At 49.3% G+C, this 26,983-nt stretch carries 11 protein-coding genes and 1 tRNA gene; 3 read left to right on the top strand and 9 right to left on the bottom strand.

All coding sequences use genetic code 11. From position 1 onward, the window contains the following. Together metK and E5331_RS15725 are read right to left on the bottom strand one after the other, a co-directional pair. Window positions 1-1,323 (bottom strand): methionine adenosyltransferase, encoded by a 1,323-nt coding sequence (metK, locus tag E5331_RS15730; protein ID WP_135985906.1) that lies wholly within the window; start codon window positions 1,321-1,323, stop codon window positions 1-3. 352 nt (window positions 1,324-1,675) lie between these two features. Then, window positions 1,676-1,749 (bottom strand) — tRNA-Pro (locus E5331_RS15725). 269 nt (window positions 1,750-2,018) lie between these two features. On the opposite strand from E5331_RS15725, the gene E5331_RS15720 reads away from it, so the two are divergent. Continuing rightward, window positions 2,019-2,714 (top strand): Abi family protein, encoded by a 696-nt coding sequence (locus E5331_RS15720; RefSeq protein WP_135985907.1) that lies wholly within the window; start codon window positions 2,019-2,021, stop codon window positions 2,712-2,714. A gap of 339 nt (window positions 2,715-3,053) precedes the next feature. Here E5331_RS15720 and E5331_RS15715 read toward each other — a convergent pair whose 3' ends face one another. From E5331_RS15715 to E5331_RS15695, 5 genes are all read right to left on the bottom strand, one after another. Further along, a complete protein-coding gene (locus tag E5331_RS15715; RefSeq protein WP_275441262.1) occupies window positions 3,054-4,112 on the bottom strand; it encodes a DUF4973 domain-containing protein in 1,059 nt (352 codons plus the stop codon). Window positions 4,113-4,203: 91 nt separating this feature from the next. Continuing rightward, complete coding sequence (locus E5331_RS15710; RefSeq protein ID WP_123484382.1) at window positions 4,204-6,372, bottom strand: RagB/SusD family nutrient uptake outer membrane protein; 2,169 nt, start codon at window positions 6,370-6,372, stop codon at window positions 4,204-4,206. 11 nt (window positions 6,373-6,383) lie between these two features. Then, a complete protein-coding gene (locus E5331_RS15705) occupies window positions 6,384-9,518 on the bottom strand; it encodes a SusC/RagA family TonB-linked outer membrane protein (RefSeq protein ID WP_135985909.1) in 3,135 nt (1,044 codons plus the stop codon). A 33-nt stretch (window positions 9,519-9,551) separates the two neighbouring features. Next, window positions 9,552-11,123: an IPT/TIG domain-containing protein gene (locus E5331_RS15700; protein WP_275441261.1), complete on the bottom strand. Its 1,572-nt coding sequence runs from the start codon at window positions 11,121-11,123 to the stop codon at window positions 9,552-9,554. 94 nt (window positions 11,124-11,217) lie between these two features. After that, window positions 11,218-13,734, bottom strand: a complete 2,517-nt coding sequence (locus tag E5331_RS15695) for a glutaminase family protein (protein WP_123484385.1) — start codon at window positions 13,732-13,734, stop codon at window positions 11,218-11,220. A gap of 272 nt (window positions 13,735-14,006) precedes the next feature. Here E5331_RS15695 and E5331_RS15690 point away from each other — a divergent pair, with 272 nt between their 5' ends. Beyond that, complete coding sequence (locus E5331_RS15690; RefSeq protein ID WP_123484386.1) at window positions 14,007-15,023, top strand: glycoside hydrolase family 43 protein; 1,017 nt, start codon at window positions 14,007-14,009, stop codon at window positions 15,021-15,023. 118 nt (window positions 15,024-15,141) lie between these two features. Here the strand turns inward: E5331_RS15690 and E5331_RS15685 are convergent, their stop codons facing one another. Continuing rightward, the gene (locus tag E5331_RS15685) at window positions 15,142-19,080 is read right to left on the bottom strand and encodes a hybrid sensor histidine kinase/response regulator transcription factor (protein ID WP_123484387.1); all 3,939 of its coding nucleotides are present in this window, start codon (window positions 19,078-19,080) and stop codon (window positions 15,142-15,144) included. A gap of 311 nt (window positions 19,081-19,391) precedes the next feature. Then, a complete protein-coding gene (locus E5331_RS15680) occupies window positions 19,392-22,091 on the bottom strand; it encodes a hypothetical protein (RefSeq protein WP_135986351.1) in 2,700 nt (899 codons plus the stop codon). Between the two features lie 258 nt (window positions 22,092-22,349). Between E5331_RS15680 and E5331_RS20790 the strand changes: the two genes are divergently transcribed. Further along, a complete protein-coding gene (locus E5331_RS20790) occupies window positions 22,350-26,855 on the top strand; it encodes a glutaminase domain-containing protein (RefSeq protein ID WP_275441260.1) in 4,506 nt (1,501 codons plus the stop codon). The last annotated feature ends 128 nt before the right edge of the window (window positions 26,856-26,983 follow it).

Genomic DNA, 26,983 nt, shown 5'->3' with positions numbered 1-26,983 from the left:
TCAGGCAATTCCGAATGCTTTCTTCACCTCATCGACACGATCGGTCTTTTCCCACGTGAAAAGCTCCACTTCCCTCTCCAGGGGAACGGAATCATAGCGTGATTCAAACTTCTTGACCACGGTTCTCGGCTCCCTGCCCATGTGTCCGTAGGCGGCTGTCTCACGATAGATCGGATTACGGAGTTTCAGCATCTCCTCTATAGCACCCGGACGCAGGTCGAACATCTCCTTTATCTTATCGGCAATCATAGCATCGGAAACACCCTCACGTGCCGTGCCGTATGTGTCGACAAAGATATTCACCGGTTCCGCCACGCCAATGGCATAGCTCACCTGCACGAGCATCTCGCGTGCCACGCCGGCAGCCACCATATTCTTGGCGATATATCGGCAGGCGTAGGCAGCCGAACGGTCAACCTTCGAGGGATCCTTGCCGGAGAATGCACCGCCGCCATGTGCGCCACGTCCGCCGTAGGTGTCAACGATGATCTTTCTCCCGGTGAGACCGGTGTCGGCATGAGGACCGCCGAGCACGAATTTACCGGTGGGATTGACATGTAAGATCAATTTGTCGTCAAAGAGGGCACGCACCTTCTCAGGCAGCTTCGCGATGACACGCGGAAGCAACACATTCTCCACATCCTCACGGATAACCTTCAGCATCTCCTCATCGGCACGCTTCTGTGCCTGTTCCGTCTCATCAAGCGGAAGAATAAACTCATCGTGCGACGTTGACACCACGATTGTATTCACACGCACGGGGATACGGTTGTCGTCATACTCGACAGTCACCTGGCTCTTCGCATCCGGACGGAGATAAGTCTTCAGCTTACCCTTACGGTAATACGACATCTCCTTCCCCTCCCTTCTGATCTCGGCAAGTTCGCGGAGAATCAGGTGAGAGAGATCGAGAGTGAGCGGCATATAATTATCGGTCTCGTCAACAGCATAACCGAACATCATTCCCTGGTCACCGGCACCCTGCTCCAGACGCTCGCCACGGCTAACGCCACGGTCAATATCGCTGCTCTGCTCATGTATTGCCGAGAGAATACCAAGGGAATCACCATCAAAACGGTATGCACCACGGTTATACCCTATTTTCTTTATAAGGTCGCGCACACTGGTGTGGATGTCCACGTAAGCACGGCTGCTGACCTCGCCTGCAACAACCACCTGTCCGGTGGTGCACAGCGTCTCAACAGCCACATGGCTTTCCGAGTCACGTGCCAAGAACTCATCGAGCAAGGTGTCGCTGATCTGGTCTGCCACCTTATCGGGATGGCCTTCTGAAACTGATTCAGATGTGAAAAGGTAACTCATATTATATTCAAATTTAATTAGTTTAATGTTGAAGGTTTATAGTTTAGGGTTGAGAGTTGAGGATTATTGCCGTTTATATTTTATAGGATAAAAAGACCCGGTGAATCCTAATACCTTAAGCCTTAACCCATAAACCACAAAAAATAGAGCCTTCGGAACAGCTTGCGCTCGCTTCCAAATGCTCTGCCATACTCTTCATGCTGTCGCGTCATGAAAAGATTTTGATCCAAAATGTGCAGTTTTAGCATTTTTTCAAGTGGTTGCAAGCAGCCAAATTTTTCCACTTTTGTTTAGCAATCTCCGGGAGATTACTTGAAAAAAATCCGCCAGCGGAGTTGCCGACGGATTTTTGTCGGGGTGAGGCGACTCGAACGCCCGACCTCTACGTCCCGAACGTAGCGCGCTAGCCAACTGTGCTACACCCCGATTGCCTAAGCGACTGCAAAATTACAATCTTTTTCCGAAATCACCAAATATTTCCGACATAAAAATCTAAAATAATTTATAAATCCAAACCAACACCCTGTATTCCAATCACTTAAGCCCTCCGCATTCTCTGCGTGCTCCGTGGCGTTTTAACCACTAAGATCACGGAGAACACAGAGTAAATGTCGTAAACATCTGCGATATATTATAGCTGACAATTCAAGAATTATCACTAAATTTGCATTCATATTCTATTAAATGGCATAACAATGAAATTCTCAGAATTTGAAAAGATAATATCTCCAAAACGTATGCGTAAGTATGTTATTGCTTGCGGTGGCAATACTCGCAAGGCCATGACATTATACCGTTTAAATCTTCGACTATCGCAGGAGATTTTCACAGTAATAAGCTGTTTTGAAGTTGCTCTTCGTAATGCCATTGATAGAGAATTGACTAATCATTGGGGAGACAACTGGCTAAGAGATTTCATCCATCCTAATGGAATATTCTATAATAATAATCGCGTTGAGAGGTCGCGTCGTAATATAGATAAGTCATACCGAGATTTAATGCACAGTGGTCTTTATTCACATTCTAAATTGTTGGCAGAAATGGAATTTGGATTTTGGAAATACATGTTTTCAAATCTCCAATACCGGTTATCAGGTCGTTTATTACTTCGTGCATTTATAAACAAGCCACGTTCCACACCCCAGCACAACTACGATAACACTTATATTTTCAAAGAATTGGACTATATCAATAACCTACGTAATCGCATCGCTCACCACGAACCTGTGTGTTTTGATGCTAATGACAATATTGACACTTTCTATGTAATGAGCCGATACAATAAGATGATTAAACTTTTCTCTTGGCTTGGTATAGATAGTAAAGACTTGCTTTATGGTCTCGACCATGTAAAGCAAGTCTGCGCTGAAATAGACCTTTTTAAGGCTTGATTTATTAAAAAAATATAACGCCTTTAATTTTTCAGCCTATTTATTTGGTTATTCGATTGCGAAGTACTACCTTTGTATCGTATTCCCGGTAGCCCCTGAATTTTTCAAGCTATCGGGTTTGTTTTTTAATACCAATATTCACATATCCATTTATTTCTTCATCCCTTTCAATTCCAATTCATTAATAATCTCCGCATTCTCTGCGTGCTCCGTGGTGTTTTAACCGAAGAAATCACGGAGAACACAGAGATTTTTTTAATCTCTATGTTCTCCGTGATCTTAGTGGTTGATATCAATCTGATCTTGGCAGTTGATACAAATTTGCGTCTTGGTGATTGTTTAGAAGATGATCTGATCCTCCTCCGGCATCTGGGTGTTGAGTTTGCGCTCCATTGCCATGTTGCCCTGAACGCTATACGTGATCGATGTGCCGGGAGCCGACATATAGTCGTCAAACATATAGTCGATGTCGTTTACAATCACAGTGCGGCGCATGATATAGGTCTGCACCTCATCATCCTGCTCCAGGATAGTGAACGTAGCAAGTTTATTCTGCACGAAGTTCATCTTCGGATTGTCGCACCACATCTTCACTGTGCCACGTGTGCCACCCTCCTCGTATGGGATAAACTGGGCATACACCTTGAAGTTCTTGCGGAGAAGACTCTGCTCGTCAAAAGTGCCGGCATAGAAGAACACCGTGTTCTCATCAACCGTATAAGTGTCTACCGTGCCCATAGCACCCGGCTCATTATCCACGACGCCACCGGATACGATATAAAACTTCACATTGGTTGCCTGGTACTGACCGGAGTAAGTGGTGTATGGCAACACCCTGAGCATCGCGGTGGCATAATTCTTACGCGGATTGCGGAGATAACCGTAAGCCCCGTTATTATCAACCACTGTGATAGGCAACACGTAACGGTCAGAAAGATCGAGATTGCGGAAGTCGAAACGTATGTCGAGCAACGCGATATCCTTACCCGACGGTATATCGAGAGTCTCCGGATAGTTTGCATACGATGTCATATCCTTATACCACAACTCCTCACGCGTGCTGAAACGCTCCACGTTAAGAATCGGCAGAGTGTCGGAAGGAGCCACATGCACCGTAAGATTCTTATCATTATTGGTAGATCCGCTCACAATGACAGGGAGCTGATAGCTTGAAAGACCCTCCTCACCATATCTCGGATTCTTATTCTCATCATATCTCGTGTAAGGCACGTAGAGAGTAGTGACGCCCACGCTATTGCCATCAGTGTCGAGGGGTGCCTTAAAGCTTATATAGTGTGCATACTGCTCCTCGGTCCAGTCATCATTACAGGAAGTCATCCCTGCCATCGCTGACACTGCGAGCACACCTAAAGCAAATATATTTGATTTACGAATCATATCTGTTTTATTTTTTAATATTGATTGTTGATTGTTTATGGTTTATGGTTAAAGGATTAGGTCTTAAACCTTAAACCATAAACTTTAAACCTTAATCAAAATACTTCCAACCCGGATTCTGCACCAAGTTCTGGTTACGTTTCAACTCACCGGTAGAGATCGGCCAGAAATACATCTTGTCGGAGAATACGGTCGGCAGGCTGTAGATCGGCACGATACGCTGGAAATCGTCCTGCTGCTTGTTGGTCATAAGCACGTTGCAACCATACACCGGCTTCGACTCCTCAATAGCGGCATCCATCCAACGGCGGAGATCGTAGTAGCGTTTACCCTCACCCATAAGCTCAATCATACGTTCACGCTTGATCTTTGCTCGGAGTGTCTGCTGGTCGCTATACTCTGCCATTGTATAGTCGGGCACACCGGCACGGCAACGCACCGGACGTATGCCACGCTTCATCTCATTGATGTCGCGGCTTACGCTGTAGCTCTTTGTGCCATCCCACGATGGAACCGTGTAAGAGCCGGAAAGCTCGTTGACAGCCTCCGCATACATAAGGAGGATATCGGCATAACGGATTGCAGGCTCCCATTTGCGAACGATATGTCCATAGTCGTCGGCACTTCTCACCGTGCGCCAGTCAGCCGGATTGACCCATTTCTTGATACCGATGCCCGTGCGCAGGTAATAGCCCGTGTTGTCATAGCCGTTGGTCTCGGTTGTGGTTGAGCCATCGGGAGAAGTCACCGTATTGGTTCCGCGCCAGTAGAACACCTGCATATACTTGTTGGTCTTCTCCGGATTGGCATTCCACCAGTAGGAGCCGTTGAACGACACGCTCGCATAGAAACGCGGCTCACGCTCCGCATACTGCATAGATACACCCTGACCCAACGGAGGATATTTCGTGTAGGCATTGTCACCACGGCTCGTGGTCCATCCCTGACGACGCTCCGAGCCGTCGCCGCCACCCATCTCGCTATCCTTGCCCGGGCAGTCAGTGCCGTCATTCATATAGTATGCGTCAACCATCTTCTGGGTAAGACCGTGGCAGTTGTAGCCGAACAGCGTGTTGGGCAATGCGTGCACCACAAGACCCTCCATACCGCTGTGACCACCCACGTTGTAACCACGTGAGAAGATAATCTCAGTGTTGTCAAGACCCACCGCACCGTTGAAGAAGTCGCGGTAAGAGAGATACGGGTCGATATCTGCCCAACCCTCGGGCCAATTCTTCTGAGAGAAGTCATTGTCGTCGGGAGGAGTTATGGTCTTGGGATAACCCGTGGTCTTATTGTCGTTGAGCTGTAGGCCTGCATGGTAAAGCTCATAGCCTGCCTGACACTCCATGACGTCGCGGCAAGCTGCTGCCGCACGTGCCCACTTCGACTCATCGTAGGTGAGGCTCAGAAGCGGTGTGCCATCCTTGTTGACAAAAGTCTTTGCAAAACCGTCGCTCACGCCGCCGGGATGACTACCGTTGGCAAGTTGACCATTGGCGAGCGGACTGGCTGCATAGATATATGCAAGCGCACGGGTTGCGAGTGCGGCACCCTTCGTCGGACGTATCATCGACTCCTGATCGGTGTTCCCCTGGAAACGGCTCCATGACTGAAGCTCCTTTGCTGCCTGCACCATCTCTGATGCAATATACTCGGCACACTCCTCGTAGGTGCTGCGCGGAATGGAAAGTTCGGCATACGACAGTGTGTAGTCGGCACCCTCATCCGGCATGATGGGCACCGGACCATACTTGCGGAGAAGCAGCCAGTAATAATATGCTCTCACGAAGCGTGCCTGACCCTTCATATCAAGACGCTCCTCCTCGGTCAGCTTATTATTGAGATGGATATTCTTGATGAATATCGAAGCCTGATATATGCCCTTGTAAGCCTGGGTCCAATAGCCGCTGCCAAAATTCTCATCATAGTCACCCCTCTTAAATGCAGAGTAGGAATCCGACTTGCCCCAGTCGCCTGAGATAGATGAGTCACGGTCGCCGAAATACATATCGTCGGCGAAGCAATGGAGACCGGCACCGTTGATCTCTTTTGTGGTCACGTCGGCAAGCTCACCCTTCAGGAAGGAGAATGCCTGTGTAAGCCAGTTGTTGGTCTGGTTAATGTCTGTGAAGACCGACTCAATGGTGCGGCGGTCATCAAAATATTTATCTGAATCGAGCGAATCGGCACATCCTGTCAGCACCGACATACCGCCCAACATTACGAACAATGATAATGCTATATTATATCTTTTCATGATATTTCAAATTAGAAGCTTACTGTCAAACCGGCTGTGAAGGCTTTCGTCAGAGGATATTTCTCACCATCGCTGCTGCCCATTTCCGGATCCCAGATTTTGAAGTTGGAGAATGTGAAGAGATTGGTTGCCTGTACGAAGAAACGTGCATTCTCGATATGGAGATTTGCAAGGAAATCTTTCGGAAGAGAATAACCGATCTCAAGGTTTTTCAGACGCAAGTAGCTGCAATCGCGAGTCCAGAATGTGGAACTGCGGTAGTTGTTGTGAGTGGCATTACTCTCAAGAAGCACCATACGCGGATAAGAGGCGTTGGGATTCTCATTTGCGGGGATACCAAGTATTGCGGCTGTCTCTCTGTCAACCCAACGGTCTTTCACGAGATCATCAAATATCTGACCGTAACGGTCCTGGCTGAATGCCCACACTGCCTTGCCTTCCATGCTGACTGTGGCTTTGCCCGCACCCTGGAAGAGAACGTTGAAATCGAACCCTCTCCACATTGCCGACAAACCGACGCCATATATAAGGTTAGGACGATTGGTTGCACCGATTGCAACGATATCTCCATCATCCACGACACCGTCGCCGTTCACATCCTTATACTTGATATCACCGGGCTGCACATCGCCATACATCTGCTTGGGATGGTTGCGGATATCCTCATAGTCTGCAAAAAGACCCTCTGCAATAAGACCGCGCACCTGATCCACACGATAGCCTGTCTGATATTGATAGGGATAGACGTTGTTCTCCACGTCATAGTCCTCAATTGTGTTCTTACTGTAGGTGATGTTGCCACGCACTGTAAGATCCACCTCACCAAACTTGTTATGATAGGCAAAGTTACCATCAAAACCCTCCTGCTTCACAGAGCCTACATTCGCCATAGGAGCAGACTCCAGACCAAGAGAACCGGGGAGGAAGTTACGCACCATATAGATGCCGGAACGACGCTCGCGGAAATAGTCAACAGTCATGGTAAATGAGTTGTTGAACAGAGCTATATCCACGCCGATATCCTGCTTTTTCGCTACCTCCCAAGTCACGTTGTTGGAGGCAAGTCCGGTGTAGTGTATACCCTGTGTATAGTCGAAACGTGTCGGAGAACCCGTTGTACCAAAATTATATATACCATTAACTATCATGCCATTTTTATCCCGAATATAATCAAGCGTGTAGAGATACGGGAAACGGACGTCGCCACAATTGTCGTTGCCGACCTTACCCCATGAATAGCGGATCTTAAACATATCAAGCCATGTGAGGTTCTGCATAAACTTCTCGCGGTCTAATGCCCAACCCACGGAGAATGCGGGGAAGAAACCGAAACGGTGTCCGTCAGCAAAGTTTTCCGAGCCATTGTAGCCAAAGTTGAAGTCTACGAAATAGCGGTAATCATAATTGTAAGCCACCTGACCGGCAAACGCAAGATTCTTGCGGCTCACACTATTCTTGATGTCGTTACCGATATTCTGGGTCTGGATATTGTCATCCCATGTGTATTTGAGGTTGCCGGTCACATTGTGTCCGTTGAACTCACGGTTATAAGTGAGGAGGAGGTCAAGGAATGTGCGGCGCGAACCCTCATTATAGGAAGACTGTGTCATATCCCATTTATTTCCGATCTTATCAAAGATAATCTCACCCGTATCCTTGTCGCGACCATTAGCATACCATCTCTCAGGCATCTGGATATGATCAATAGAGTTACTGTTATAAGTATCATAACCGAAGCGACCTGTAAATTTAAGACCCTGTGTGATGAAATTAAGATCCTGTTCCAGCGAGACATTGTTCTGTAGATTGTTATTCCACATTGTCTTGTAACCGGTCTGAGTGGTCATAACCCACGGGTTGGAACGGGCATCGTCTCGGTTCATGTTGATCATCGGGACGTAGCCGTTGCTATACATCACGGGAGTAAGTATGGCATTATAGCCGAAGAGGGATTCCCATACATGGTCATCACCGTAGCCCGGAGCATTCTGCGTGGAGAGGTCGCCTGCTGTACCTATTCTGATAAGCGTTGTCGGGGTGGCATTGATATCGAGGTTCACGCGATAGTTCCATCGTCCGTAATTGGCATTCGTGTTATACTTATCCTTCAGTGTGGAGTCAGTCTTATACATACCGCCATCGTTGACGTATGACACTGATGCGAAGTAACGTGCAGTCTTACCACCGCCGCTGATGTTGACGTTGGCACGATAGCTCATTGAACCATCCTTCAGAAGAAGGTCTTTCCAATCCACGTTAGGATAAAGGTCGGGGTCAAGACCGTTTGCGAAAAGCTCCATCTCCGCCGGAGTGAAGTAGATGCCCTGGCTTCTTGTCACGCGAGCCTCATTCAACAGACCGGCGTAGGTGAGACCATCCACAAATTCCGGAGTCTTCGTGCGACTGTTGTAGGCAGTCTCGAATTTAGCATTCACGTTGATTTTACCCTCCTTACCATGCTTGGTGGTGATAAGTACAACGCCGTTCGCACCCTTTGAACCGTAGATTGCAGTGGCGGAAGCATCCTTCAGCACTGTAAAAGTCTCGATATCCTCGATATTTAGGTCGTCGATATTCTCACGCTCAAAGCCGTCCACAAGTATATAAGCCGATTTCTTGGCTCCGAAAGTAGAGATACCGCGAATCCAGAACTCTGACTTGTTCTTGCCCGGCTGACCGGAAGTCTGCATTGCCAACACACCCGGCACATTACCTGCCAATGCATTTGAGAGGTTTGATGTGCTGAAATGCTTCATGTCATCTACATTTACATTCGTCACTGCACCGGTCACAGTAATCTTCTTACGATTACCCATACCTGTCACCACCACCTCATCAAGTGCACCCTGCATCGGGTCAAGATAGATCTGATTACCCTTCTCACGCAGTTTGCCGATCTGAAGCTCCTTAGGCTCCATGCCCACGTAGGATATCACAAGGAATTTCGACTTCTCCGGTATATCAATTGAGAAGTTACCATCAATGTCAGTGGTCACACCTACAGATGTGCCTTTCACCATCACCGTAGCACCGATCAGCGGTTCATCATCTCCGACCGCCCATACGGTACCGGTGTATATTTTTGCCATTGCCAAGCCCGACGTCAGCGACAGTGCTGTGGCAAGTGTTATTATTCGTTGTTTCATGTATTAAATGGATAGTTTTGTTTCAGTTCCGTATCAATTCTCTTCAGGAGTGTCATCTCCGTTCTCGTTATCATCGGGGTCCGGCACAACAATGCTGTTTTCCATCTCTTTACCAATGTAGCGGATACGACGGTTGTTATGGTCGAGCACGTAAAACATATCACGCTTCTCGTCATACGCTATACCGGTGACATCACGGAAACGTGCTGCCTGACGGAGGTCGCCATCCTCTGTGCCCCAGATGTTGCCGTTGGTAGAGGGGGCGCGACCGGCGTATGTGCGGACAAGACCGTCGGGAGTGATATAGCGGATGCAGAAATTAGTGCAGTCGGCGAAATAGAAATCGTAGACATCCTCTCTGCCCTCTGCCTCATATTCCGGATTCTTCACAAACACACCCTGATAAGGTCTGCTAAGACGGGCGTTTGTACCTACTGCGTCAACCCAACCTCCATGACTGAGATCACTGTTAAAGCCAACTACAGTATAAGGTGTGGTGAACTCCTTCTTAACCTCGTCATAGTCCGTGCGGAGAATATAGTTGCGGTTGATGACTGTCAGATAGGCATACTTGCCGGAGGGATGGATTGTAGTCTGGAACTCGTAGGAGGGATCCTGAATCTTGAATAGCTCACGGAATGCTCCGTCATCAAGATAACCGGTCCATTCCTTAGGTTCCTCACCCTCTTCTGTCGGCTCGAATGATTTGAAATAATCATCAAGATTCATACGGAAGAGCTGACCACCCTCATAGCTGTTGAAATAAACCTCACCATTGACAGGATGGACTGCCACACCGTTACACTGCTTGTATGCCACAAGCGACTGGCAAGACGACTTGTCGGAGAATGTGCCGTCGGCATTTCTTGTCACGATCCATACGCTCGTCGATTTTGTGCCGTTGTCAGCACGGTCGGTCGACACAAGCATATACTTGCCGTCGTTGGAGAATGCGATGTTACGCAGACGCTGGTTCTGGAATTTGTTGGAGCTCATCAGGCGGCTGCTCTCGCGTTTCTCGAGATCAAGCTGAGCTAAGAATCCCTCACCACGGTCGTATGCGATATAGACACGGTCGGGATAGAGAGGGTCGATAGCCATACATCCCTCGGAATTGAAACCGGAGCAGATATCAAAAGAACCCCACACCTCTCCCTGGCTGTCATTCTCATTCTGATAGCCGCATAAGGTGCCCACCACGGATTTACGCTCGTAATTGAATTTCTTGTCGGAGACAACGGAATGTACCTTGCCATCCTTATCGATGATCGTGACCTCCACCTCGCCGGAGAAAGCTCCCGACGGCACGAAGCCATACATTTTGTCAGACATCACGCTGACGAGCACTGCCTGCTTGCCACCGATTTTAAGCGACACCATACTCTTGTCGGTGCCGAAATTACTACCTTTCACAATAATCTGATCCTGGTAACCGCCACTCTCGGGAGTGAACCCGGTCACTGTCACCGGTCTGGTAGGATCGAACGGAACAGTCGTATCGACTTTCTCATCGCTCTTACATGAAACCGCAGCTATGGCAAGAAGTCCTATAAAAGCCCCCTTCATGCAGTTTCCAAGAGTTTTTCCAATGGTTGAAATATTCATAAATGTAGGTTTAAATAAGTAGTATTTTCAATTTCAGATAGTGTCTGAGTCGCGCCTCTGCCGGCACACGGTCAGAAAGCGCGACCCAACAACCTTATTTTCCAAGTTTCTCAGCCAATACAGGCATCCAGTGTCCGCCGATCACCGAGCGCGCCATGAATCCGGTCTTACGTCCGGTCACCGTGTCATACCAGTCGCTGATAGGCACGCGGGTCTCAGTCTCGTTGACGTAATCATATAGCGGCTCGATAAATTTGCCGAGAGTCTTCTTGTCGGGCGACATTGCGGCAGTCCACATGATCCAGTCGCTCTTTGTGTAGTCCTTGCGGCAGTCGAGCGGCAGACCATACTGATTCTGCTTCTTCAGATAGTAAGCCACCTCGGCAGGCATCACGTGAGCAGGGAATATACCGGTGCTCCAGAGCTTATCCCACACCATGTTGTATTTCTGGCTCCAGGTGTTCTCCCTGTCGAAAGCAAGACGGTAGTGAAGATCACCCTTCTTACCTTCGGCTGCGGATGCCTCCCATTTTGCAGCCATATCCTTTGCAATCTTGTTGTATTTCTCGTATGTAGCCTTGTCGCCGCGAAGAAGAGCGAGTTCAGCATATCCGGCGATACCCATGATAGCCTTTATGGAGAGGTTGGCATTGTGTGCCCAGTGTCCGGCGAAGTCGTCAGTACAGAGCTGGTTCTCCGGATCCTGTCCGTTCTCCACGAGATAGTCTGTCCATGTGGTGAGGATATCCCAGTAAGGCTCGGCATAGTTGGCATTGCCGTCGAGCTTGCAGCACATCGCTATAAGGGTAAGCATATTTCCGGCCTCCTCCAAAGGCATGTCGCCACCATATACCTGACCGTTAGCCTTGGGATACTGACCGAGGTCGTGAGCCGCGAAAGGCTTGGTCCAACGACCCGAACGGCTATAATCAAGGATAGAAGTCATCATCGCCTTCTGAAGGTCGGGATTGTAGACAAGGAAGAGGGGTGCCTCGGGATAAGTGAGGTCTACTGTGTTGACGCAACCGTTGGAGTCATTCTCCTTGGAGAAGAAGAGAAGAGTGCCGTTGTCATCAGTGAAGAGCTTGTGGGCTGCGATGACGTGGCGGTAAGAGCCGGAAAGAAGCTCGGCATATTTCTGACCACCTACGTTGAAGGCATCGTCATATATCCTGCGGTCAAGGTCGCGGCAACGGTTCATGATCTGGGCATACGAACCGTTGAGACGGTTGAACATGTCGAAGATGCTTACGCTTCCGTTGTGTGCCCAATATCCTTTGTAGCGTTTGAAGAAATATTCGATGTCGAAAATCTCATCATAACCCACCAAAGCATAGCTTGCTCCACGTTTTGTTCTGCCAAAATCATGCACATAACCAAGCAGAGGATTCTCCGACGCATTCTTGGCTACGATCTCCTTCTTGCTTGCGGGGAGTTTGCCTGTACGCAGGAAGCTATCCTTTATTGCGGCATCCGTATTCAGCGACACGGTGCCGTTGATAGCCGGCATATAGAAATAGCCCCAGTCGATGCAGATATGGTCGCCGGTCTTGGCAAGGATAGGCTGCTCGATAGTGCCTGTCTTCATATAAGCGACGCCGTTGTGCTCTTCAAGCGTGGAGATTGTAGACTGAGCCTGCTTGTTCTGCGCGATTTTGGGAGAGGCGGTGAGAAGAATCTGCACGTCGTGCTCCTGACCATCGGTAGAAGTCACCTGATATGAGATATAGTTGATCGGGGAAGAGAGAAGGTCATAATCATCAATCAGCATGGGGGCGGTGAACACGAGGTCAAGTTCCACCGGACCGCACTCAAACGTATAGTAAGAGGAAGTTGCAGTGACGTCCACGTCTTTCTGCACAGCCTTCGGAGTGCTGCTGTCTTCAACGCCGACATTGCGGTAGATACCGAAATCGGTAAGTGCGCCACCACCGTTGTTATGGCAATGAGATGCAATCACGTTCTTGCCGGGACGAAGGAGCTTGCGGATATCATCTGTAAGCTCAAGTTTCACCTCCTCCTTATGTTCGGCGGGACCTTGAGCCACCCTTGTGCCGTTGATGTAGATTTCGAAATTATCATCATGGGAATATACGAGGAACAGATCCCCCTGCAGGTCGGCGGGCTTCAGGTCAAACTCTCTTCTTACGTAGAGGTCGCTGTTCTCCTCAGTCCACGGAGTGCGGATAAACTGATTCTCGTTCGAACCGAACGCACCCTTCCCCTCCTTCCATGAGTAATCGTTGTAGTCAGGGTTCATCCATTTCCCCTCGGGAGCCTTGCGTGAATATTTACCGTTCCAAGCCATTTCATCGCCCATCGGCACCACGCTTTGGAACACAGTATTCTTCGCACCAAGGAAACGGTAGTTCTTTCCGTCAACGCGAAGGATGCCTTCGAGAGGCTTCTCATCGGAAGTCCAATGAGTCGGGCAGCCATCAGTAAGTTTGTCGTAGGGCGACCATATAGAGAAATATGGGTCGGACACCACGAGCGGAACAGAGGGGAGACGGAGCTGCGTATCCTTGTAAGGTTGGAAAATCTCCGGTGTCTGGGCTGCCATCGGCATAACTGCAAATGCAGCCAGAGCACATTTCAAAAAGGTTTTCATTTGGTAAGCTCGAATTTATTATTACGTTTTTTATTTTCCTGATTAAGTAATCTACTGAATATCCCGATGAGTTTTTCAAAAGAGTTTTCCATCGGAAATCGGATGCAAATTAACCGAATTATTAACCATATTAATGAAAATCCCTATTCATATTACTATAAAATCTGTTCAAACGCACCACAACTCAACCATGTAGACATTTTTGGCATTATCCGATACAAATTTGCACAAGTCAATATGAATTACTATTTTTGCCACAAATTAATAAGCTGATGAATAAACTCGCATTTGCCTTTATCGCCATGTTTACTCTTCTCGGTTGCACTTCCGGGAAAACGGATGGAGACCGGATGATTCTTTTCAAATCGAAAGCCAATCCATTCATCACTCTTATCGACAGCACCTACTATCTGACCATGCAGAACGAATCTGTCGACTCAATTCTTCTCTATTCTGCAAATTCGGTAGAGAAATTGCCGGAATCGACACCCTCCCTGGTGTGGACCTCCACAGGGAAGGAGATGAGCAACATCTATTCTCCGGAGATACACCGCATAGATGGGAAATGGTATATATATTTTGAGGCTGATAATTCCTTGAATACCGACACACATCAGATATACGTGTTGGAGAATAGCTCACCCGACCCCATGACGGGGGAATGGATCCCTCGCGGACCACTGGTCACCGACCCGGAATGGAATTTCGGACTTCACCCCTCCACCTTCGTTGTCGGCGGACGCCGCTATCTTCTCTGGTCAGGCTGGCAGAAACAACGCGCGGAGACCGAGACGCAGTGCATATATATAGCGGAGATGGAGAACCCTTGGACACTGAAATCCCAACGAGTCATGATCTCCTCACCTAAGTATGAGTGGGAACGCCAATGGATAAATCCCGACGGGAGCCGCACCGCGTATCCAATCTACGTGAATGAAAATCCTTTGGCAATGATTTCGCCGGATGGTAAGACTGTCGTGGTAGGATATTCGGCAAGCGGGATATGGACGGTATATAATGTGCTCGGACTGCTGCATGCCGATGCCGACAGCAATCTCCTTGACCCCGATTCATGGAGAAAAGAGCCGGAACCATTCTTTGTGGCTGACGAGGCAAGCGGATTGTTCGGATGCTCAAATATATCCGTAACCCCCTCCGCGACAAAGGGTGAATATGATCTTGTGTATCAGGCGAAGCACTTTGATGAACGCAACCAGCCGGTCAACGACGTGAGGTGGAAAAGAATAAAATGGGGCGACAACGGACTGCCCGACTTCGGCACCCCATAATCACCAAATCCACGAGGAAATTTAACGACCACGGAGAACGCAGAGAAAAATAAAAAAATCTCTGCGCTCTCCGTGTTCTCCGTGGTGTATATATATATATCGCCGTCTCTGTGGTGGATTAAGTGGTATGGGCGGATACGTATTCTTTGGGTATCATACCGAATTTCGCTCTGAAGCATTTTGCGAAGTAAGACGATGAGGTGAAGCCTACCATCAACGCCACTTCCGACACTCTCATGCCATCCTTCAGAAGCCGTGCGGCATGTTCCAGACGGTAGTTCTTCAGATAATCTACAGGCGACATACCCGTCACAGCCTTTATGCGACGATAGAACGTGGAACGGCTCATATCCATCTTCCCGGCTATCGCATCTATCGATATATCCTCGTCCAATATATTGTCGAGTATATGCTTATTGAGAACCGCAAGGAAATCGGCATCCATCCGATTGATCAATGGTTCATCAGCCACGCTATCAGACATCACCTCACTCCCCCTCATCTTCTTGTAGAAGAGTTCCCGCGTATTCAAGATATTAGAGATCTGAAGTCTCAACTGCTTTATCGTGAACGGCTTCTCAACAAAAGCATCAGCACCGACCCTCATCGACTCCTCCTTAGCCTCACGCCCACTCTTGGCTGTAAGCATTATGAAAGGTATGTACGACATATTGATATCATCCTTCACCCTACGACACAACTCCGCGCCATCTATGCCGGGCATCATATAGTCGCTCACTATCATATCAATCGAATCATTGCTTTCCAATTCCTTCAGAGCCGTCTCTCCATCCGGCACCGACACCACATCATAATAAGATTTCAAGGCATGAGCCACATCATTACGCAGTTCATCGTTATCCTCCACAAGCAGAATGACTGTCTTCTTCTTATCCTCGCCACCCTTCTCATCCGGCAGCGACTGTTCCTCTTCGGGAGTACACTCCTCCGGCGAAGGCAATGTCTCATCCTCCACCTCATCAGTACTGTCAGAGACAGGAAGGGTCAGGCGGAACACTGCGCCACCCGTTGCGAGATTCCCCACAGATATGTCGCCCCCATGTGCACGCGTCACAAGGCGTGCGTATGTCAGTCCGAGTCCCGTGCCAAGCGTGGCACCGACATCATCTCCCGAAATCTGGTAATACGTATCGAATATCTTATCACGCTCATTATCATTGATTCCAATGCCGTCATCAGAGATGGTAAGCACAAGAGTGCCATCATCTCCGGCAGAAAGCTTGACGCTCACCTTATGGCGACTGTATTTCATCGCATTACCGACAAGATTCATCACCACCCTGTCAAACTTCCCTCTGTCTACCCTTGCCACAATCCTCTCCTCGGGCATTACAATCTCAAGCTCCTTACCCTGCGAGAGCATGGGCTGACGGAATCTGTGGCATATCTCCGACACGGATTTGACAATATCAGTGTCACGCACGGATAGACGCACCTCACTGTCATGCTCCGCCTTACGGAAATCGAGAAGCTGATTTATGATGCCGAGGAGATAGTCGAGATTGCGCTGCATTGAGGCTATCGACTTGCGTTTCTCCTTATCCGGAAGTGGCGTGCCATCGACCGATTCAGAAAGTTTCTCAAGCGGAAGACTTATAAGGGTGAGCGGGGTGCGTATCTCATGCACGAGATTCACGAAGAACCGCATCTTCGACTCGTAGGTCTCCCTCTCCTTCTGGGTGCGCATCTCCCTTATCCTCTCTTCCGACTGACGCTGCAACCTCCTTCTGGAGATCATCATTATCGACAACACCGCCATGAGCGCGAGAATAGCATAGACCACAAATGCCACCCACGACAGATACCAGGGCGCCGGTATGTGGATAGTGAGATGATCCATAGCCGACTCCGGTCCGGAATCAGGACGCAGGGAGAATGTGTAGGTGCCAGGGCTGAGATCAGTGTACGTCACTTCTGACCCGGAAGCCGGAATCCACGTCTTGTCAACCCCTTCCAACATATAAAGATACCTTACTTCCGGACTGCCGCTCTTGCGTGCCCCGGCAAAATGGATGGTAAACGTATTGTCGGAATATGGGAGTGTTATCTCATCAAGCGTATAGAGCAGCCGGTCAAGGTCAAGTCTCTTCAGTTCATCACCGCTCTCCTCCAGATATGGGAACGACAGACCCAATATGTAGGCGCGTTCCGTCAGATCTTCCGAGGCGATAACCCCGGGATTCAATTCGCACAACGCCTTATATGCCCCGAAAAGTATCGACCCGTTATCCAGCCGGCACGCAGCCCCTCTCATGAGCAGCACATCCTTGTCGGTGAGATACGAATAGTCAGTCACCTTGGATACAGGGTCAAAGCGAATGACGCTCTTGTCTGTGCCGATCCATAGTTCGCCCGCTGCCCCCTCCTCTATGAACGCAATCGAGGAGGCTCCCAATATAAGCGAACCCATAAGACGGAAATCACCCGACTCCTCATCATAATAGAATATACGGTTTCCACCAGCCACCACCAGCAGACGCCCGTCGGCATCACAATGCATCAGCGAGATACCGTTCTTTCCGATAGCCTTACTCTCAATCAGGCTGAATCTTGAATCACTCTTATCACGCACGTAAATGAGATTATTGGACGATGCCCCCCATAATCGCCCGTTGCCATCCTCAGCCATTTCCACCAAAGGTATGCCGTTGCCTATCTCCGTCACCACCTCAAAGTTATCCTGACTCTTGTTGTAGCGGCACAATCCCCAGTTGGTAAGGATAAACACCTCTCCGAGATGCGTCACATACACTTTGTTTATGCTGTTGCTGATCACGGCATACGGGATATTCTCATCATATCTGTAATGGTGCATCTCTCCGGTGGTCACGTCGTATCTGAAGAGACCCTGATGGCTGCTGCCTATCCACAACTGACTACCTTGCTCCGCGATGGAGGTCACGACTATATCCATGCCGAACGGCAACGACAAAGGCTCAACCATCCCTGACGCCTCATCATATCTTGAGATTCCATGGTCAGTGCCGATCCATATCGTGCGCCTATCAGCCGAACGGCAGATCACGTTGACAGTATCATCGAAATCACCTTTACCCCTCTCCATGACACGACTGATGCCCGTCTGCCCCTCCGACAGGAAACCAATCCCCGTGCGCGACACCACGATAAACCCGTCGTCGCCATCCGGAATCAGTTTCACCACACGCGAGTCGGCAAGCGATGTGTTGTCGGGAGAATTGCCTCCGGGATAGCGGAAAATACCCTCATTCGTGCCCAGCCAGAAATCATTCTTACCTTCGGTCATGGCGTTGATGACCCCGAAGCCTGCATCCTGAAGCTCTATCCTCACGTCGCTCTCCCCCATCCTGTAGGCATATATTCTCTTGTTGGATGCAATCCTCAACACATCCCCGATTACCGCCATTGATATCGGATTCTTATCCGTGACAAAATCCGGAAGGCGCATCCTGCGACATAACGAGCCATCCGCATTAAACACAAGCAGATACCCGTCTTGTGTAGCTGCATACAATTTGCCGTCGCCACCCTTCCGCAAATCGGAATAGCTTGCGCCGTTAACACTGTCTTGAATGAGCGAACCGTCAGCCGGATTGAATATGAATAATCCCTGTCCGTGAGTGATGATCCATATCCTGCCGTCGTCACCCTCCACAATCCTCTGTACGGATGAGCTGATCTGAACGTTGTAGCGTGTCTTATAAGGGAATCGCTCCATACGGTTCTCATCACGGTGGAAAATATACAATCCTTGCGTTCCGCCGAACCATATATCATCATCCTTCTCAAAAAATGAACTCACGCTTATCCCCTCCGTCTGCGGCAACACTCCGGAATTGGATGTATACACGCTCTTGCCGTTACCGTCATAACATACCAACCCATTAAGAGTGCCTACCCATAAGAACCCGTACCTGTCGCGCATGGCGCATAATGATGTCTTATCGTGGGCAATTCCGGCATTGACAATCCTATATTCACTCTTTTCTCCCGGCTCTCCTAATGCATTCAAGAAGAGTAAGGATACTACTATAAGCAAACCTATTTTACGCAACATAATCAGTCTCACATGGTATTGAAAGTTGTCTTAAATAACCATTAATTCTAAACTCAAATGCAAATTTAGTGCATCTTTACATATCCTGCAATACACCCTGCAATTTTTCCAATCCATTAATATCCAATAAACCATATCCCATAAACTATAAACCATAAACCATATCCCTTAAACCAAGAATAAGGGGATCCCATCCATCATCAGATCGGATCCCCCTTCCTTTAGATTACGCACTGTATGAATGCGTTGCTTCTAACTAACAAACTTTATAACTGACATTCTCATTTTTTCAATTGTCATTGCATCATCAATCAGCGAACCACAAATTTCTTGCCGTTGCGGATATAGATGCCGGGAGCTGTCGGGTTAGTAACCTCGATACCCTGGAGATTATAGATACGGTTGTCGCCCTTAGCCTCATCAGAATTGTCAATCACAGGCACGACACCTGAGGAGAGCATATCCTTCACCTCATCTTTGGTAGTGCTTTTGCCGTAGTAGGTCAGACGGAAGTTGTCGGCAACAACCCAGTCTTTCTCAGCACCCTGCACATCTTTGCCAACACCGAGGATAACAGGATCACCCTCTGCCACATTGATGACAGTGTATGTGCGGTAAAGACCATTCTTGAAGAAGTTGGTGGCCTGCACAATGCCATTAGGATAGTTATAGACAGTGCCGTCCTCAGCTACTGCATCATCACCCTCGCCCGGAACCATGCCGCTCTCGGCAGTGATATTCGGGAGAAGCACGTCGTCTGCCTCATCGCTGCCGCAATAGAGATATGCATTCTGAGAGAACTCAAGATCCGGCTGATCACCATGATCACCGTTGCGGTAGAAGCCCTGTACGCTTGCCTTGTAGACGCCGGCAGGAAGACCGTTCAACTCCTGATTCATATCAAAGTCTGTTGTGTTCCATGACTCGGCTGCGAAATCATAGTGGTTGCCACCATATTCCCATATATTGCCATTTGCGAATGACCACAACATATCAGCTCCCTCACGCTGGTTGAAGTTCGGGCTTTCTATCAAGAATGACACGTCGACAGGATTATCGATAGAGGCATTCTCCATAAGAGCCATACGCTCTGCACGGCTGACGAGCTTCCACTGTGCGTTAAGGTCGTCGGCTGCAAGATTGCGGAGCTCTGTGCCCACTGTAGTCTCGTCATTGTTCTTATTGTCTGTATCGGCATACGGAGCCCAGCCTACGTGAACGTCCTGATAGTCATTCTGAACGATATTGTAGACATTCTCCTTACCATCTACCGGAATAAACTTCCAAGCACCGGCAATAGGAGCATCCATGTATCCGCGATAGTTGAGGTAATGCTTATCCTCACCGTTGAAAAGGTTGGTGTTGATATGGTATGCGTTGGAAGCAGCATCCTCCTCTTCAAGCACTACCAGACGTCCCGGCATACTCAGGGCTGCATGAGCACCCCAGTCAGAACCACCACTGAGGAACTGTTTCTGCCCTACATTGTAGAGATAGAACTCTCCGGCAGCGACGGGTGAACCTGCAAATACGTCCTCATGCTTGTCGGCGTGGGCGCGACGACGTGCATAACGGAGTTCTTTGATGGCACGATTATAGTCGTCACGGTTTGCAGCCGTCATATAGATTTCGTCGGCAGAAGTGGTGTCAACTCCCTCCTCAACACAGAATTTCTTGATCTCTGCATAAAGAGCAATCTCTGATTTTGATACCTTTATACCGGAAAGCACAGTCTGAAGCGAGAATATGGCATCGCGGAGAACAGATGCGCTTTCAGAAGCGACAGCGGCATTTGCCTCCTCAATTGCAGCTGCAAGCACCGGAGTGGAATCCAACCCGTTAGCCTCTGCAATCATAGTCTCAAGCTCAGATTTAAGACCGCTGAGGTCGGCTGCCGGAGCATCCTGGCTAACATACTGGAGCTGGAAGTTGTCATATACGAGCCAGTCACGATGATCAGCCTCACGCTTGCTTATGCCGATGATGAGAGTGCCGTCTGTGACTGTTGTTTCGATCCATTCGTTTGTGTAAGCACCGTCAGAGAATACCTCCGATGCATCATTCAGGCTATTGGGCACCCAGATGCCTGCAGGCTCAATATGATAAGAGTATTTGCCGGCAACCTCCTCAGTTGAGGCATTCTTGGAGATAGGCATAAGTTCGGCAGATGCTGCGCCTGCAAAGTAAGATGCACGGAGCACCTCTGTGCCATCTGCCATGCGCTGCTGAAGTTCTGCACTCTCCACCTCAGTGTCGCGATACCAACCCTGAACGGTGAAACGGTATGTGCCGTTGGGTATATCCTTCAATATGATATAGTCCACATAGTTTGTCGCGCGATGCCAGGCTTCCTGAACGGAATTGAAGTCAGCACCCCCCAGACCTATGCCCGAGCCGTCGGCTGTCCATTTGTGGGTCCACTGGCTACGGCGCTCATCATTGCGTCCGAGATCCTGTGCAGGTATCAGCCAAGTGGCATCTACCGGACCATCTGCAACAGCATTCTTCATCCATTCGATACGATCCGCACAGCTCACGAGCTGCCACGTCAGATTCTCTGCATTGTCTGACAACTCATCATCCTTCTCGCCCAGATAATACGGCTCATTGAGTTCGTCCCACACGAGTGCCTGGATCTTGAATGCGTTGCTCACTTCCGACATCTCAACCGGCTCAAACGACCAGGGCGACACGCCATGATTGGTATCCATATAGAAGCGGTCACCACCTGAGTTTATACTGTGGTTCGAGCCCAATTTGGGATTCAACTGCCAGCCCCCATCAATAGCGATGACCTCTACATCGAAGCCATTCTTGTCAAGCTGCGCGTGTGTGGTCCACTGCCCGCGTACACGCTGATTATTCTGTAGCCATTTGCCGCTCTCCACCTGATAGAGATAGTAGTCGCCACTACCCTCCGTGGGAGGAAGACTACCGACAAACGGAGACTGGGCCATCATACCCAAAGCTCCGAATAAACCGAAGCCAAACATCAAGTCTCTTTGTTTCATAAATCGGTTAATTTGATTGTTTAAGGTTGTGTTATTGAGTTTTATCGGGCACAAAAGTAGACCTTTATCAAAAGTATTGACAAAAACCACCGTTCAAAAAAGGAAATTTTCATGTCACATACAAATTTGGCACGGCTACATACATCCCTGATAATGAATTGAACATATTTTTCTATTCTTTGAACTACCACCGCAATTCTTTACTATTCTTTATATATAATTTTGCAACCGAGAAAAAACAATCAAATTTATCATATCATGAAACTAACAGGATTTATCTCCTGCACGCTCGCATTGACGGCTCTTGCATCTCCCGCAATTGCCCAGACGGCAGAAGACTTCAAGCCCTATCAGGAGACGGAACTGCGACTTCCCTCGGTGCCGCTGCTGACCAACGACCCTTTCTTTTCAATATGGTCGAACTATGACAATCTCAACGACGGTCCCACCCGCCACTGGTGTGAACAGGAGAAGGCTATCGACGGTATCCTCCGCGTGGATGGCGTCTCATACCGCTTCATGGGATCCGAGAAGGAGAATCTGCTGAAGCCTATCGCGCCGATGACTGTGGACGGCGACGGCTGGAGCGGAAAGGTAAGCTACAAACGCCAGCGCAACAACGACTGGAGAAATGAATCTTTCGATGATTCCTCATGGGCAACCGAACAGGCTGCCTGGGGTAAGAAAGGTGAGTATCCTAACGTCAACAACGACTGGGTTGGCGACAATAAGGATATATACGTGCGCCGCGTGGTAAACCTCTCAAACAAGGATCTTGAGAAAGACCTTTGGGTGAAGTTCTCACACGACGACGTGTTTGAGCTTTACATCAACGGCGAAAAGATCGTCGCCACCGGCGAGACTTGGCGTCAGGGTGAGAACGTGCAGCTCACACCCGAGCAGAAGAAAGCCCTGAAGGCAGGCGACAATATCATCGCCGCACATTGCCACAACACTACAGGCGGCTCCTACATCGACTTCGGTCTGTATGAGAATATCCTCGACCCGTCGACCGAGGTGAAACAGGCACGCCAGAACTCTGTCGACGTAATGGCTACAAGCTCTTATTATAATTTCACCTGCGGTCCGGTGAATCTTGACGTAGTGTTCACCGCCCCTATGCTGATTGATGACCTTGACCTTATCTCCACTCCGGTCAACTTCATATCTTATCAGGTGAAATCTACCGACGACAAGAAACACGACATCCAGTTCTATCTCGCCACTTCGGCTCAGATGACCGTCAACGAGATGAACCAGCCCACCCTCTCGGAGGTAATCACCGAGAACGGCATCAAATATCTGAAAGCCGGCTCCGAGGAGCAGAAGATTCTCGGCAGATCTGGCGACCTTATCTCAATCGACTGGGGCTACCTATATATTCCGGCAATCAACGGAAATGTGGCAGTCGTGCAGGGTCAGACTGCCGAGCAGAATTTCGTGAAGAGCGGCAAGCTCCCCTCTTCCGAGAAGAATCCGGTGAGGAGCACTTCGCTCAGCAACATGCCGGCTCTCGCATTCTGCAACAACCTCGGCAAGGTGAAGGAGGCTTCCGACTTCCTCATGATCGGCTATGATGAGGTCTACGACATGCAGTATATGAAGAAGAACTATAAGGCTTACTATGCACGCGACGGAAAGACCATCTTCAACGCATTCGAGGAGCTGCGCGACAACTACGCATCCATCATGAAGCGTTGCCGCGACCTCGACAAGATGATCTATGACGACGCTCTCGCTGCCGGCAATAAGAAATATGCCGAGATGCTGAGTGCAAACTATCGTCTCGTCATGGCTGCCCACAAGCTCTTCCAAGACGACAAGGGTCATATCCTATATTTCTCAAAAGAGAACAAGTCGAACGGCTGTGTCAACACCGTTGACCTCACTTATCCGGAATCTCCCCTCTATCTCCTCTACAACCCGACTCTTCAGAAGGGTATGGTGCTCTCTATTCTCGAATACGCATTGAGCGACCAGAGAAAGGGTAAGAACTGTGCCGCACACGACCTCGGTCAGTACCCCCTTGCCAACGGTCAGGTTTACGGCGACACTATGCCTCTTGAGGAATCTGCCAACATCATCCTCCTCTGTAATGCGATCTGCAAGATAACAGGCGACGGCGAATGGCTGAAACCTTACAAATCTGTGCTCAAGACATGGGCAGACTATTGCCGCGCCGAGGGTCAGAATCCGGGCAACCAGCTCTGCACCGACGACTTCAAGGGTCCGAGTGAGCAGAACACCAACCTCTCCATCAAGGCTATCATGGCTGTCGCAGCGTATGCCGACCTTATCCCCTATATCGGCGGCAACACCCGCGACATCGAGAAATTCCGGAACTATGCCAAGAATATGGCTCTTCTCTGGGAGGCTGATGCCCGCGACGGCGACCACTACCGCATGGAGTTCCACAAAGGTGGCACTTGGAGCCAGAAATATAACCTCGTATGGGATCTGATGTGGGGTTGGAACTACTTCCCTGCAGAAGTGGTGGATCGCGAGATCAATTTCTACCTCACCAAGCAGCACAAATATGGTCTCCCTCTCGACAGCCGCGACCTTCAGACAAAGAGCGACTGGATTCTCTGGACAGCCTCAATGTCGCCCGATACCGAGACATTCCTCCAATTCTCCGACAAGCACTACGACTACATGAACGAGACCACATCTCGTATTCCGCTCAGCGACTTCTATATGGTAGACAGCGGCCGCTCCTGCAACTTCAGCGCACGTTCAGTGCTCGGTGGTCTCTGGATGAAGGTACTCATGGATCGTTACCGTCCGGCAAAAGTGCAGACTGCATGGGCTCCCAAAGGGAACCATATCAAAACCCGTTGGGCTGCTGAAATCGATCCCGACAACGTGCTTCCGGAATATCCGCGCCCTATCATGGAGCGCGACCAATGGGTCAACCTGAATGGTCTCTGGGATTATGCCATCACCAACCAGAATGAGACACCCAAGGCTTTCGAAGGTGAGATTCTCGTGCCCTTCGCAATCGAATCAAGTCTCTCCGGCGTGATGCGTCCTCTCGAGCCGGGGAAAGCTCTCTGGTATAAGAAGGAGATTGAGATTCCCGCTGAATGGAACGGCAAGAACGTAATCATCAATTTCGGTGCGGTGGATTATGAGACATACGTCTTTGCAAACGGCACCACCGGTCGCGATCGCGTCACTTCCCATATCGGCGGACACTCATCCTTCTCTGCCGACATCACAAAGCACATCAAGGACAACAAGGTCACTCTCTACGTTAAGGTGATCGACAACACCGATCCGGGCATGCAGCCTGTCGGCAAGCAGCGCAGATACCCTGTAGGCGGTGGCGACATCAACTATACCTCCACTTCCGGAATCTGGCAGACTGTATGGATGGAGCCGGTAGACGAGACTCACATCTCCAACATCCGCACCACTCCTAACGTAGATAAGAAGAACTTCACTTTCGATATCGCTCTCGCCGGCACTCCCAAAGGTCAGCTCACAGTGAAACTCATGGACGGCGACAATGTGGTGGCATCAAAGACTGTCAGCGCAGACGCAGCCAACACCGTGACTCTCGCTGTTGCGAAGCCGAAACTCTGGAGCCCGAAAGACCCGTTCCTCTATGACGTGGAAATCTCTCTCGCCGACAATGGCAAGACTCTTGACGAAATCGACAGCTATGCAGCTCTCCGCAAAATCTCCTATAAGAAGAATAGCGAGGGATTCTGGAGAATGCAGCTCAACAATAAGGATCTCTTCCAGTTCGGTCCGCTTGATCAGGGCTACTGGCCCGACGGTCTGCTGACAGCTCCTACTGACGAGGCTCTCCGTTATGACCTCGAGAAGACCAAAGACTGGGGCTTCAACATGGTCAGAAAGCACATGAAGGTTGAACCCGCCCGTTGGTACTACCACTGCGACCGTCTCGGTCTTCTCGTATGGCAGGATATGCCCTCCGCATTCCAGACAGACGAAGGCAACTGGATCACTGACACTTGGTATCCGACTCACAATTGCACACAGAACCCCACACTTGAAGCTAATTTCAAGAGCGAATGGGCAGAAATCATCAATCAGCTCTATTCTCACCCCTGTATCGTGGTTTGGACTCCGTTCAACGAGCGTTGGGGACAGTTCAAGACCGGTGAGATTGTAGAGTTCACTCAGAGCCTTGACAACACCCGCCTTGTCAACCCGTCAAGCGGCGGTAACCACTACAAACTCGGTGAGGGCACATTCGTCGACATGCACGACTATCGTCAGCCCGTCTACATCTTCGAAGGCGTCGTTGATCCTACCCGTCCTTTCGTACTTGGTGAGTATGGTGGTCTCGGCAGAAACATGCCCGGGCATCGTTGGTATGACCGCAATTCCCAGACCTACAACACCTTCCCCAATGAGAAGGAGATCACGGATGCTTACGTTAAGCTCATTGACCAGATTTATGACGTAGCGAAGGGATATAAGAAGAATGGCAAGAAAGTATCATTCTCATCAGCTGTCTATACTCAGACCACCGACGTCGAGACAGAGGTGAACGGCATCATGACATACGACCGCGAGATAATCAAGCTTGATGAAGACCGCATCAGAGAGGCAGCCGAACGTCTTGTCAACGTCTACGAACCTGCAACATCCGTAAAGTCCCCTTTCGTGGAGGGCACCGGTGAAGAAACCTACTACACCGTCTCAGGCATTCCCCTGAAGTCGCCGGTGCCAGGAATTAACATTGTAAAAAGAAAAGACGGAACGACAGAAAAGGTAATCGTAAAATGATCCGACAGCGGCAAATCCAGCCGCAATGATCCGATAACGAAATAGAATTTCATTTGTCATATACATTCGCAAAGAGGCTGTCTAACAAGTTTAGGCAGTCTCTTTTCGTATGTGATTGCAAAAAGACA

This window comes from Lepagella muris, from assembly GCF_004793975.1.
Lineage (GTDB): Bacteria > Bacteroidota > Bacteroidia > Bacteroidales > Muribaculaceae > Lepagella > Lepagella muris.
Note: the sequence above shows the minus strand (reverse complement) of the source record. Positions and strands in the feature narration are given on the sequence as shown.

Excerpts from the sequence above, each read along its gene's own strand:
- metK (WP_135985906.1), bottom strand. The coding sequence starts at position 1,323 with ATGAGTTACCTTTTCACATCTGAATCAGTTTCAGAAGGCCATCCCGAT.
- E5331_RS15720 (WP_135985907.1), top strand. The coding sequence starts at position 2,019 with ATGAAATTCTCAGAATTTGAAAAGATAATATCTCCAAAACGTATGCGT.
- E5331_RS15715 (WP_275441262.1), bottom strand. The coding sequence starts at position 4,112 with ATGATTCGTAAATCAAATATATTTGCTTTAGGTGTGCTCGCAGTGTCA.
- E5331_RS15710 (WP_123484382.1), bottom strand. The coding sequence starts at position 6,372 with ATGAAAAGATATAATATAGCATTATCATTGTTCGTAATGTTGGGCGGT.
- E5331_RS15705 (WP_135985909.1), bottom strand. The coding sequence starts at position 9,518 with ATGAAACAACGAATAATAACACTTGCCACAGCACTGTCGCTGACGTCG.
- E5331_RS15700 (WP_275441261.1), bottom strand. The coding sequence starts at position 11,123 with ATGAATATTTCAACCATTGGAAAAACTCTTGGAAACTGCATGAAGGGG.
- E5331_RS15695 (WP_123484385.1), bottom strand. The coding sequence starts at position 13,734 with ATGAAAACCTTTTTGAAATGTGCTCTGGCTGCATTTGCAGTTATGCCG.
- E5331_RS15690 (WP_123484386.1), top strand. The coding sequence starts at position 14,007 with ATGAATAAACTCGCATTTGCCTTTATCGCCATGTTTACTCTTCTCGGT.
- E5331_RS15685 (WP_123484387.1), bottom strand. The coding sequence starts at position 19,080 with ATGTTGCGTAAAATAGGTTTGCTTATAGTAGTATCCTTACTCTTCTTG.
- E5331_RS15680 (WP_135986351.1), bottom strand. The coding sequence starts at position 22,091 with ATGAAACAAAGAGACTTGATGTTTGGCTTCGGTTTATTCGGAGCTTTG.
- E5331_RS20790 (WP_275441260.1), top strand. The coding sequence starts at position 22,350 with ATGAAACTAACAGGATTTATCTCCTGCACGCTCGCATTGACGGCTCTT.